At 46.4% G+C, this 13,384-nt stretch carries 6 protein-coding genes; all 6 read right to left on the reverse strand.

What is annotated here, in order from left to right; all coding sequences use genetic code 11:
• Positions 1 to 6 precede the first annotated feature (6 nt).
• The 6 genes from AB4Z45_RS06425 to AB4Z45_RS06450 all read right to left on the reverse strand — a co-directional run bounded on the left by AB4Z45_RS06425 (position 7) and on the right by AB4Z45_RS06450 (position 13,337).
• Positions 7 to 1,482 (reverse strand): glycoside hydrolase family 53 protein, encoded by a 1,476-nt coding sequence (locus tag AB4Z45_RS06425; protein WP_441908380.1) that lies wholly within the window; start codon positions 1,480 to 1,482, stop codon positions 7 to 9.
• 198 nt (positions 1,483 to 1,680) lie between these two features.
• Positions 1,681 to 7,218, reverse strand: a complete 5,538-nt coding sequence (locus AB4Z45_RS06430) for a glycosyl hydrolase 53 family protein (RefSeq protein WP_441908381.1) — start codon at positions 7,216 to 7,218, stop codon at positions 1,681 to 1,683.
• A gap of 276 nt (positions 7,219 to 7,494) precedes the next feature.
• On the reverse strand, positions 7,495 to 8,361 hold the full coding sequence (gene hflC, locus AB4Z45_RS06435) for a protease modulator HflC (RefSeq protein WP_076267445.1): 867 nt from the start codon (positions 8,359 to 8,361) through the stop codon (positions 7,495 to 7,497).
• Positions 8,358 to 9,434, reverse strand: a complete 1,077-nt coding sequence (gene hflK / locus AB4Z45_RS06440; protein WP_441908382.1) for an FtsH protease activity modulator HflK — start codon at positions 9,432 to 9,434, stop codon at positions 8,358 to 8,360. Before hflK ends, hflC begins: the two co-directional genes overlap by 4 nt.
• Before the next feature lie 152 nt (positions 9,435 to 9,586).
• Positions 9,587 to 11,650 carry an alpha-galactosidase gene (locus tag AB4Z45_RS06445; RefSeq protein WP_441908383.1) on the reverse strand — a complete coding sequence of 688 codons (2,064 nt, stop codon included), beginning with the start codon at positions 11,648 to 11,650 and terminating at the stop codon, positions 9,587 to 9,589.
• 70 nt (positions 11,651 to 11,720) lie between these two features.
• On the reverse strand, positions 11,721 to 13,337 hold the full coding sequence (locus tag AB4Z45_RS06450) for an ABC transporter substrate-binding protein (protein WP_441908384.1): 1,617 nt from the start codon (positions 13,335 to 13,337) through the stop codon (positions 11,721 to 11,723).
• Positions 13,338 to 13,384: the final 47 nt, after the last annotated feature.

Below are 13,384 nucleotides of genomic sequence, written 5' to 3' on the forward strand. Positions count from 1 at the left end.
GTTACGTTAATTGTTATATTTGTACGCAAGCATGGAGGGCAGCGCGTTTCCTTCAAAATCAAACAGCGTCGTGTTATCAACTACATTAGGAGCGTCCTTCTGCCAGCCTACACCTGGTACATAAATCATGACGGGGTCCCAGTAGAGCACGCCAAGGCATCTTCCCCCATCTACCTGCTTAATGCCGTTCATCAGAGAATACATGAAATCACGTTGACCTTCTGGCGTACTCTCGTACGGCTCGGGCCCATTGTTCTCAAGCTGACCGCGCATGCCAGCCCCCGTAACCGCGCTCCAGTTAAAACCCGCTTCCATGAGCAAAATATCCTTATCAAATCTGGCAACCAGCTTATTGCAAAAGGCCACTAGCTGCTGAACCGATGCCTGTGTCCAGAACGGATAATAGGATGGTCCGATAATGTCATAGGGAACGCTATACCGCTCGCAATTGCCAAAAAACTGCTCGTATTTCTCATCCTCCGTCGCGCCGTCTAAATGAATAACGACCTTGCTCGTTTCAGATACTTCCTTCACCGCTTGATAACCTGCCTTTAGAAGCTCAGCCAGCTGCGGCCAATTCGCAATAGCACCATCGGGATAACACATGCCGCCTTGTATTTCATTGCCAAGCGATACAAACTCAGGAGCTGTGCCTTGTTCGACCAAACGCGTCATAAAGGCTCGTGTATATTGATATAAAGCTTCTCTCAGCTCCGCAAAAGAAAGTCCTTCCCAGTTATGTGGCTTATGCTGAGCCAAACCATTTGTCCAGTAATCACTGTAATGGAAAGAGAATTGAATTTGGAATCCCATGTCCTTCGCTCTTTTTACTAAAGCGAGCGTTCTTTCCTCGTTCTGATAACCTCTAGCGTCCAGCTGATTCGAAGGCCAGTAGTCTTTGTTTCCAGGATCATTATATAGTCGAATCCGAACGATGTTATGCCCGTAAGCTTTCAATATTTCAAGGCCGTCCATCGGTTCATGATTATCTTTATAAATACCGCCATTTTCCTCAATCCGCGGCATCTCGGAGATGTCCCCGCCCTTCAGCAGCTCATAGGACTCATCACTTTTCACAAGTTCAAATGACTTTACCTTACACCAGTCCCCGCCGTTCCCTTCGGTAAAGAGACCAATGGTGCACTTTCCATCCCTTACTTCTATGCCTCGTATAATAACAGGTATCCACTCCGATGATACTGGAAGGCTTGTTATCCGAGTCTCACCAGTTACAGCCTCCGCGAAAATATAGCAGGTTTGTTGCCCTCCGCTGTTTTGCGTCAATGCTGTCAATGTATAATAGCCGTTCTCAAGCTTTTCAATAGCCCTAGACGCCGCTGAGCAATAAGAAGCGGTATGTTGAAGCATGAGATACTCAGTAGACGACGGATGATCCTGCTGGATGCCCTCTGCGACTTGATTGCCGTTAGAAAACAAGCTCCAGTCAGCCCGCTCGTTTGTCTCAAAAGAAAAATGCATCATATACCTCCGATTTCATTCGTAATCGTTCTTTGCTATCGTATCAAACCGATTCCACGCCATACAGGGCATATTCACAACATATTGGTTGCTTTTTAAACCATACGCATAATTAGGCATGTTGAGTGAACGTACAAATGGTTTTTTAATACAAACAGGGCATATCCGTCTAAGGATATACCCTGTTTGTTGTCTAACTATTTAATGGGCAGAATACATCATTTGAAACAATCTTTCTAAAATAACAGCAGCCTGTGCTCTTGTCGCATGGCCTTTCGGTGCAAATACACCCTGCCCGACTCCGCTGACTAAACCGGCTTGCTGCATCTGTTGAATAGCTTCTGCGGCATAATCAGCTATTTGCGCTTGATCAGCAAAAGCTTCGACGTTTGTTAGATTACTCAGCTTTACGTTGACTGCTTTTACAGCACGGTACATCATAACAGCCATTTCCTCACGGCTTATGACATCATGCACACCGAAGCTGCCATCATCTTTGCCCTTCACAATACCGAGCTTTTGAGCGTTTATGATCGCTTCTGCATACCATGCTCCTTCTTTAACATCCGAGAAGCCTGGTCCATCTCCCTTAGCTGCTGTATCCAAAATCCCCATTAACATTTGCAGAAATTGTCCTCTTGTTACGGCATCTGTCGGCTTAAAGGTTTGATCCTCAAATCCGCTTATGATGCCTCTTGCCGCAAGGAACTCGATACTCTGCTGTGCCCATCCGGCCTTAGCTAGATCGGTAAATGAAACAGCCTTATAAACCGCTGCATATTTACTGAAATGCGATGGACTAAAAGTGATTGTCGCCTTCGCAGTATCATATATCGCGTTTTTCACTATTTCCAGCTTACCATCCTCGTTGATGTAAAAAATAACAACGTTATGAGACTCTTCTCCTTGACGCAACGTATACGGAAGTTCGATTATGACCTTGTTCTTATCAAAATGAGGAACTTTCACCCCATCGACGGTAAGATTAAAATCATAAACCGTATGGTCGCCTACAGCCTTCTTCACTTCATTGGATAAGGCTGAAGCATCCACTTTATCAGCTGAAAATTGTACGTTGTTTGATGCTGGGTTGATTACATCCTTGAACAGGTCAGGTGCGAACGAGATCGTTGCAAAGCCAGTTTTGAAAATAACCGCTTGCAGTCCTTCATTTGCTAACTCTGTCATCTGCTTTGCAGCCATATTCGCAATGATGCCTAAAGCTCCCGTTGTCGGCATCGCGGTTACTGTGATTGAATGATCCTTATCATTCTTCAGCCCTTGCCTCAAATCAACATTCACCGCCTGCACTGTTTGTGTAGGCTGCGGTGTCACCGGTGTGGCCGGTGTCGGTGTTGGCTCCACCGGCGTCGTTGGTGTTGGTTCTGGATCCACTGGTGTCGTCGGTGTTGGTTCTGGATCCACTGGTGTCGTCGGTGTTGGTGACGGTCCCGCTTCTGCTGCCAGCACAATCGTTACTCCAGATGTCACCTGCTTATCGGTAACAGCCACCTCAGTTACTGAGCTCGTGATATAGCCTGCTTTACTCACAGCAATAGAATAACCCGATCCTTGCGGTATATCTGACAAGGTGAATTCACCTGCAGCACTCGAAACCGCCGCATATTCTACTCCTTTAATGACAGTTTTTACGGCAGCATCCGCCAGCTTGTTGCCCGCTGCATCCTGCACTTCACCGCTGATCGCACCGGTTCCTTCACCTAGAAAACCTACTGCAACCGCATCAACTAAAGCCCAGTTTCCTGCATTGGCGTTTGCATAGAAGCCAAACGTCAGCTCCCCGCGCTCTACCTTCACAACCATGCTGAATTGTGTCATCGCATTCGTTTTCGGAATATTTAGACGTGCCAGTTCACCGTTCGAGTCCTTGGCGTACATATAATATTCCTTCTGCTCACCGCCATTATAGAACCATGCGGAAACCGTATAATAACCGTTTTTTAGCCCTGTAATCGTCTGATTAGCATCCGATTCATAGGCTCCCGCATGCCAAAGATTTAGTACATAACTTCCATCCTTAGGATTATCTTTCGAAGCAAAGGTTGCATTAGCTGTTCCCGTTATGTTCCATCCTGGAAGCGTGTATTTATCGGCACCCTGCTGCTCAAAACCAGCATTTATTAACGGTATTTTCGCAGCTAAAATGATGTTGCCTGCTTTTGTTGTCTGACGAGTCGTAACATCAACCGCTGAGGCCGAGCCGTTTAAATATCCTTCTTTGCTTGCCGAAACGGAGTAACCATTGCCGCCTAATACATCAGCAAGTACATATTGTCCCGCTGCATTCGTCTTTGCGGTATAGGTTTTCTCACCCTTAACTGCAATGACCGTCGCATCTTCAACAGGCGAGTATGAGCTGTCTAATACGATACCTGTTATCGCCCCAAGATTATTCAATAGCGTCAAATGAACATCACTAGTCGTTTCGCCAACTTTAACCGATATAAGGGATGACTCTGCATTTAAATAACCTGATTTTATAGCAATAACCTTATAGTTGATTCCCGCAGGAATGTTCACTAGTCGATATTCACCAGCTGCATTGGTCAATGCGGAATACACTCTTCCTGCTGCAGCAACGCTAACCTGCGCTTTATCGATTGGTGCTTTGTCACTTCCAATGATTGTACCTGTTATCGTGCCTGAATTTAATGCTAAAGATAAATCAATCGACGAAGTCGTCGACCCAATTGCTACCGAAGCATGGGCAGCTCCCTCGCTAACATATCCTTCTTTAGCAGCCGTCACGGTCACATTTGTAGCAGCAGGCAAATCTGCAAGCGTATACTGGCCTGTGCTATCCGTAACTACGCTGTATACAACGCCATCAATAATCGTACTTACCTTCGCATCAATAACCGCGTTATCGTTTTGATCCTTAACGGTTCCCGTAATAGCGCCGCCGATCAATGCAATATTCTGATTCGACGTGAAAGCTCCCGGTTCCATGAGTTTAACTGAAATATTTCCGCCTTCATAGCCGCTTTTTGCAGCTGTAATCGCATAGACTTGGCCGATTGGCAAATCCGGAATGAAATAGTTCCCAGCTGCATCCGATTTTGTCGTCAACATCGTACCATTTACATCAACAGCTATCGTCGCATGAGCGATGCTCTTGCCAAGCGCGCCTCGCACAACACCCGAAATATGTCCAAGCGTCGACCCTTCCGTATTTTGCTTGTAGGCATCATGAGCGGGCAATGCTTTGCCATCAAAATCAAACAAAGTCGTATTTGACACCACATTCAAATCGGGTTGATCGTCAATTTCTTTAATTGCCCAGCCTACACCCGGCACAGCAATCATAATCGGGTCCCAATATAGATCGCCGATAACTCTGCCATTATCTACACTCTTCAGACCGTTGAATAAATTAATCATAAATTCTTTTTGCCCTTGAGGTGAGCTCGTATCTGCTGGATATGGACCATTATCGTTTAGCTGGCCAATTGTGCCATTTGGCAGCGTAGGATTCCAGTTATATCCAGTCTCCATAATCATAATATCTTTATCATATTTTTTGCTGAAATAATTACAAAACGCAACGATTTGTTCAATCGTGTCATCCGTCCAGAACGGATAATAGGACGGTCCGATAATATCATAAGGGACCTCTCTTGCCTCTATCTCATTAAAAAAGTTTTCATATTTGCTAGTATTGCCTGCGTCATCCAGATGCAGAATGACCTTTGAGGTCGGAGAAGCCTTCTTAACCTCTTCCGCTCCAGCTTTAAGGAATCTTGCTAGATTAGCCCAGCTCCCTCCAGATGCTCTGCCATAAGGGAACAAAATACCCGATTGCATTTCATTGCCTAACGACACGAACTCCGGCGTCGTGCCTTGGTCTACCATTGCTTCCATAACGTCTAGCGTATATGCACGCAAAAGCTCCTCCAGCTTAGTCACCTTTGCAGCATCGTCTGCCAAATCCTTAATCGCCGTTTGCCATGCGTTAGGGATATTATGCGTAGCGCCGTTCGTCCAGTAATCGCTATAGTGGAAAGACAATTGAATTTGCAAACCAGCAGCTTTTGCGCGTTTGGCAAGCTTCAGAATGTCCGCCTTATCCATAATGCCTGCTGGTCGGTAATAGCTGCCGTCGCCATGGCCTTTGCCCGGCTCATTATAGACGCGCAGACGCACGATATCGTGGCCGTTTTCTTTCAACAGCTGAAATAAATCCTTCTCATTCCCTTTGCTGTCGTAAAATTTGCCGCCTTGCGATTCTACATAAGTAAGCTCTGAGACATCGCCGCCTTTGAGAAATTTGTACGGCTGGTTATCCTTCACCAGCTCGACAAAATCAAGCTTCGTCCAGTTGCCTGCTTTTGCATCTGAGAATAAACCGATCGTCGCTGTTCCATTCGTAACCTGTATGCCGCGCAAATACACCTTTGTCCATGTGCTGCCGATCGGTACCGCAGCTCTCGCCTCCGAGGTGCCATGGTCACGGGCGAATATGTAGCTCGCATGCTGACCACCGCCATTTTGCGCCCATGCTGTCAGCGTGTAATACCCGTTCTCTAGTCCCGTCATCGTCTGGGAGGTAGTCACCTTATAATCGTGATCAGAATAATGCGTTAAGCCATAGCTGCTTAAATAGCCCGGTGCTTCCGTATAGGAAGCGTCCATATCGCCTTCCTCTGACCAGGAGCTAATGACCTGAGCTGGTTCTTCCGCTTCGAAGCCCTGATTGCCAATCGCTACGCCAACAGGCTCCAGCTGGGCTTCCTCTTCTTTAACCAGTGAAATCAGATCGACACCAAGCCATTTGTCTGCAGCTCCGTCTGCATAAAAGCCGATCGTAACCTGATTATTTTCAATAACGACTGGTAAACTAATTTTGGTCCACGAGGATGAGCTGACCGGAATATTCACCTTCACCTCTGCTCTTCCCGTGTTTTTCGCGTACATATAGCTTTGTGTAAAGCCGTCGCCTCTTGCAACCCAAGCCGATAACGTATAGGTACCGTTCTCCAGCCCCGTTGCGGTCTGAAACGTATCCGCTGTATAAGCGTTAGCGCTCCAGTAGCTCAGACGCTTCGTGCCGCCATTCGCAGGAGTCCAATCTTTAATAGAGATAGGCGTCTCGCTGCCTTCTGGTCCAAAGCTCGTCTCCCATCCTGTTAAATCCTGCTCAAAGCTCGTATTTTCAAGAGCTCTTGCCGGAGCAGCTTCATCCAAGACGAGCGTAATCAAATCAACGCCCATAAAGTTGTTTGCATTGCCATCCGCATAGAAACCCAATGTCAGCTGGTTGTTTGCAACGACTAATGGCATGCTGATTTGTACCCATGTGCCGCTCTCCGGCACATTTACTTTTACTTCAGCAAGTCCCGTGTCTTTGGCATACATATAGCTCTCATTAAATCCTGCTCCGCGCTCTACCCATGCGGATAACGTGTAGGAACCATTTTTCAAACCAGTAATAGTCTGATGCGTGTTAGCCGTATAAGCTGACGCGCTCCAATAATCCAATCGTTTGGTACCGCCTCCGGTTGGAATCCAGCTTCCCTGAATCGTAATCGGCGTCGTTCCTTCAGCCGGTGTAAACGATGTATTCCACGAAGCAAGATCACTCTCAAAGCTTCCGTTTGGCACAATAATCGGCGTGCCTGCTGCATAAACTACAGGCCTATGAACACCTGTAAACAGACCCAATACGATACAAAACATTACAAAAATACTAATACCCTTTTTACTGCTTCTTCTACTCAATTGGTTCACCCCTTCATCCCTGTTATCGATCCCCTGCGTCAAACACGAACCAAATAAAGCGCTGTCATTTATGGCAATGAAAATCGCTTTATAAGATATTACCTCTTTAACTTTAAAGGATTTGAAGTATACTACAAGCAGTACAAATGCAATATTTATGCAGGTTTGATAGCCTTTTCTATACAAAAAAACAGCATTTCGAGTTTTCTCTCAAAATGCCGTTAGCTGGCCTTTACAAAAAGAAATCCCCAACGCCGAGGCGAAGGGGATTTCCGGTTATTGACCTAATAGTATTTTTGCATAAGGCGAATCGATTGGCATCATAATGACTGGCTCGTTTTTCAACGTCGTTGCATAGCTCTCCAAAGTCCGATAGAAATTGTAGAACTGCGGGTCGCTGCCGTATGCTTTGTTATAAATAACGGCTGCTTCACGCTCGCCCTCAGCGACGATTTTTTTGGCATCAGCCTGCGCTTGCGCTAATAGCTCCGTAGCTGTACGATCCGCTTTGGAAGTAATTTTTCGCGACTCCTCATCACCTTCGGACAAGTAGCGTGCTGCGATCGATTGACGATCCGAAATCATCCGGTTGTATACGCTTTGCTTGTTTTCTTCCGGCAAATCGGTACGTTTAATGCGAACATCGATAACTTCAATACCATAATTATCACGAGTCAACGCCGACACAACATCCTTCGTAATCTCATCGTTAATATTGCCGCGCGCTGTGTTCTCACTAATGATATTATCGTAGTTGACCTCTGATAGCTTACGGCGAACAGAGTTGTACACGGCCTCATCGATCCGCTGTATACCGCCGCTGACCGACTGCACCGTTCTTAAAAACTGTGAAGCATTCGTGATGCGCCATACCGTATAATTGTCTACTACGATCGGCTTCTGATCCTTCGTTAGAATCGTCGTCGGCGTGCTTTCATATGTCATTTGATATTTCGGCAGCGTCGATACGTTCTCAATAAACGGAAGCTTAAATTTAAGGCCCGGCTCTGGCACAGCTCTCATCGCTTCACCAAATCGAAGCACAACCTTATATTCGCCTTCCTTCACGATATACATCGAGCCTGAGCCCAATATGACAACAACCAGCACAACTATAATTGTTAACCATTGGTTTCTTTTCATTGTGCGTCACCTCCTTGCGGAGCTTCTGCGACTGGCGGCGGCGTAGTTACCGGCGGAGTCGTTGTGCTGCCGCTGCCGCTGCCGCTGCGCAGCAATTCATTTAGCGGCAAATAATTTACGGTATCGCTGTTCGAATTCGTAATAAAGATTTTCGCGTTCGGCAATATTTTTTCAAGCGTTTCCAGCACCAAACGACTTTGGGTAACATTCGGATTTTTTTTGTACTCGCCGAATATTGCATTAAACTTGGCAACGTCACCCTCGGCGTTCAGAATCCGAGATTTCTTCTGTCCTTCGGCATTTTCAAGAAGCGCCTGCGCCTCACCGCGCGCTTTCGGAATACGGTCATTCTCGTACTTCGCAGCGTTATTAATTTTTGTGTTTTTCTCCTCGCGAGCATTCGTTACCTCACGGAAGGCCTCAGCCACTTGACCGCTTGGCGGCTCGATATCCTGGAACTTAATGTCAATGATTTGTATGCCGGTTTTGTACTTGGACTGCAGCTCAATCAGCTTCTCCCGAACCTTGTCTTGGATGACTGTCTTACCGTCAGTAATGGCGTAATCAAGCTTCTCCGAGCCGATTACTGCACGAATCGAGGAGCTTGCTGCATTTCGCAGAAACTGCTCCGCATCGGAAATATTGTATAAGTAATCATGAATGTTGCTTATCTTCCATTGTACAACCGCATCCGCGGAAACGATGTTTTCATCACCCGTGATCATCATCGCTTCATCATCATTTGGAATGGCTTCAGAGCCCACTTGACGATAACCGATATGAATCCGCTGTGTCAGCTCCGCTTTTACAATTTTGACATCTTGAATCGGATAAGGCCATTTAAAATGCAAACCTGCTGAAGTTTCATTCGAATACTTGCCAAAGGTTAAAATGGCTGCCCGTTCCTGCTCCTGTACTGTGTAAAAGGAGGTTGTTCCTAAATAAATGACGATAACTGCGGCGACGATACCGAATACGATTTTTTTAACCGTACTTGGCTTTAGCTCTGGCGGCCTTCGACCGCTCATACTGTGATTCTCGCCTAGGTTCTGATTTTGATCTGTAAAGCTCAAAGAAATCTCCCCTTCCAAGCGTCTTTTATATGGCTATAGGGGATAATACGCGAAAACGATGAAAAAGTAACCGATTTTGTCATATTTTTCTTAGCTTTCGTATTAAATAGCTCGTTTCCTGCATTTTACTTGCTATTAATCCATTTTAGTCGCTATTGCGCCTGTACATAGAGAAGCAGCTTAGACTCCGATGGTGCCAGCTCAATACGATGTCCGTCACCCGCTGTCACGGCTTGACCCTCCTGTCCACTCCACAAATCCCGAACGACTATCCCCTTAGAGGAATCTATGCCCATTCTTGCAAATGATGCGTGCAACAAGCTTTCCTTCTCCACTTCGAAATTAAAAGCAGCGACATAAGTCCCTTCCTCTGCACGCAGCATGAACAGATTTTCACTTTTGTTCCCGCTGCTGCACTCAACCGGACGGAAGGTTACACCTCGTTTAGCTAACGCCATAATTTCTGGATTTGTCATCCATTCCTTGGCTCGCCGCGCTGCCTCCTCCATTCGGTAATCATCGCCGAGCAGAAGCGAGGTACCTGCAATCACCGCACTGTTCAAACGGCTTCTCCCTTCATGCTCGCTAATCGCACGCTGGTTGTCGCTTTTGTAGAGAACAACATGATCGGGATCGTTGAAACGGTACAAGCTATCGTTAATCCACCAGCCGTACGTTAACGCGTTAAGCATATATTCGGTATCATTGATCGTTCCGAATGCATCGCAGGATACACGGCGGCTGTGTGCATAGCCATGCGGAAATAACGGAGCAATAGACAAATTAATTAAGAACGGTCTGCCAATTTTCTCAGGATTCAGTGTCTCACGTACACAAGCCATACCTTTGTTGTAAGCCTGTATTCCTGTTCTTATATCGGGGTCATAGAAAACGCCTTCCATTGCGCCATGCGTCAGAAAATCCAGCTTAACATAATCAAAGCCCTGCTCTACAAAGCTCTCCAGCCTTTTTCTAATTCGCTCCAGCGCGACTGGATGCGATGGATCTATCGCAAATGCGCCATCCAGCTTCGGCAGCGGCTGTCCAGCTGTATCCTTGATCAAAATCTCACGGTAAAGCACTGCCCCATCTGTTCCTTCTACTGGCGTATCCGGATCGTTGCCCCAGAAAGCGAATGGCGTATAATAAGTGCCCGGCTTTTGACCGTTCGCCTTTACCCGTCTTAGTGCGTCCTTTAGCTGCTCTTCCGATAAATTGTCCCAGAAGGAGTCGAAGTTGACGTAAAGGCTTCCCTGATCGTCAGCAAAGCTGTTTTGCTGCAAATGTCTGGAGAAGAAATCAGATGTATACGTATACACATCATAATCAAGCTTCCCCATGACGGCTGACCAGCTGTTCCAGCCCATCGGTACGCCGCCTTCCCAAGGAAGTGCTGGTGTCAATACGGCATTCGCCTTGCCATACACTTCAAGCCCATCGCGGTAATCCGAGAACGCACCGACAAAAATCGTCGGAGATACAATGCTTTTACCGCGAATTGTTCCGTGTGCAACCGTATCTCTCGTCTGCATATCAGCGGCTCCGCCATAAACGCGCAGCCTGCCCAGATCCTCAGGGAACGTCCCTTCTACAACTACGCCTGTTTTCCAAATATCATGTGTGACTGATCCAATAACAAATCCGTTTCTGCTTTGCGCACGATAAATGGCGGTTGTCTCATAGCTGTGTACACTGCAAGGAATAGCATGTGAGGCAAAACGAACCCATTTGTCATTATCGAATGGAACGAATAACGCCCTGATTTCCTCGCTGGCACCTGCATCTGCTCCAAATTGTGCAATACTTCCATCATTTAAATATGCGGCTAGCGGCGTGATTTCATTCGTCTCCCATTCGAGCTCGCTTTCCACTTCAAGCTCCATCAACAAATAAGGCAGCTGCTCGTACATACGGAAATGCTGACGCATTGATGGCTTGCCAAGCTCTTCATGCTCAAAGCTCCAGTGCACTCCTTTGCCAAACCCATCCTCAATGGCGTGGGTAGACGTTTCGTTTACAACATGCTTGCTGTAAAAAGTAGAGCGAAGCTGCTCCAAACCATAACGCGCTTCGGCATAAAGGCCAACCAGCGCCGCGCCGCTGCTCCACTTCAGCGATACATGCCCATCCGTCAAATGTACGATTGCCTGAATGACTCCGTTATCAACAACATATTCCTCCATGCGCTGCTCCAGCTCGAATTGCCCAATCTTCATCTCTCATCCGCTCCTCTTTTATAATGGAAGAAGGCCGGCAGCGCCGGCCTCCATCATGCTTGCATTATGTTTATTTCCAAAGCTCAACACGATTTTTGTAATTGGTTGTATAAATCGCTTCAACCTTTGCATCTCCAGCAGCTTTCATGTCACTAAGCATTTTATCAAAAATGCTGTTTGCATCTTCAGGTGACTTCGCCATAATCGCTTTCGTCAGCCCCTGCTTCACAATATCATTAACCTTCTGCTCATTCAGTGCTTCAGGCGTTCCTCCCTGCGGTCCAAGACCATCGAAGAGTACGGAGTCATACACCGAGTCAGACAAGTTTTTGAGTGCCATCTTATCGACAGCGCCGCGTTCGAAGCGGCCCGCTAAGTCATAAGGTGTTCCGTCGGAACCATTGCCGTTTTTGATAAACCAAGTCCATTTGCGAATGCCTGATTCCTTTGTATAGGCATTCCAATCGTCTTTAAAGCTTTGCAGCACTTCTGGACGCGGCGTATGCTTGCCATCCTTCATATCCCAGTGCTGGCCTTCAATTCCCCACATCAGCAAATATTGACCTTCTTCGCTCGCGAGGAAGTTCATAAATTTCATCGTGCGTTCCGGGTTTTTATTTTTCTTCGTAATCGTAATCGCATCCCAGCCAAGTGAGCTGCGTCCGCCGTATGTCGTTTTTGTAGGATCTACGCCATCTGCTACAACCTTGTAAGGGAACAGCTGTGATTCTTCACCACGATCCTTCTTCAGAATCGTGTTTGCTCCTCCAGCATCCCAGTACGCGCCTGTTGAAGCAAACACAGAACCTGTCGCCAATTTTTGTTCCCAAGCTTGCTTTTTGTTAATCGCCCATTCCTTATCGATCAGGCCTGTCCTGTACAAATCATTCATGTACATAATCATTTTGCGGTATTGCGGGTCTTTCACATCAAACTTCAGCTCACCATTCTCATCGTAGAAAGGCAGCATACCGAACATACCTTTGAAAGTGCCTAGTGTACCGCCAAAGTTCTCTCCATCCATCGATAGAGCGATTGTTTCTCTACCGTCCATCGTAGGATATTTCGCTTTAAAATCAAGCAATAGCTGCTTGAATTCAGTTTCCGTGAAAGGCACTCCGCCTTCTGCTTTATCAGGAGCCAGCTCCTTCAAAATATCTTTACGCATATTGAAGCCAAATACGGGCTCATTCTCAAACCCATACCAGTTGGAAAGGTAATAGTTTTTACCGTCTTTATAACGCGTTTTGTTAAGCACATCGCCATACATTTTTGCTACATCCGGGCCGTTTTTTTCAATCAAATCATTTAGTGGAATGATAGCACCCGACTCAATGTATTTGTTAACCAAATCACTGCTTCTCTCAAACATGATGAGATCCGGCAGATCATCACTTGCAAGCATCAGATTCAGCTTCTCCGCTGGATTGCCGGTTGGCTGCTGAATTTCTACTGTAATTCCTGTCCGCTTCGTAATTTCTGCCGCTACCGCGTTGCTGAATTTATCTCCCGTATTTTTATCGAAAAAGGTTATGGTCAGTGGTTCGTTAGACTTGTCATTTCCAGCGCTATTCTCGCCAGCGCTCGAGTTGCCGTTTTCTTTAGCATTATTGGAGCCGCAAGCTGATAATACGGAAATGACAACGATCATGCTTAAAAATAATACGATCCATTTTTTAGTACGCATAGTATAAATCCCCCTCTTAAGTGATTCTATTATAGTACATTTTTATC

Source organism: Paenibacillus sp. MCAF9, from assembly GCF_052114265.1.
Taxonomy (GTDB): domain Bacteria; phylum Bacillota; class Bacilli; order Paenibacillales; family Paenibacillaceae; genus Pristimantibacillus.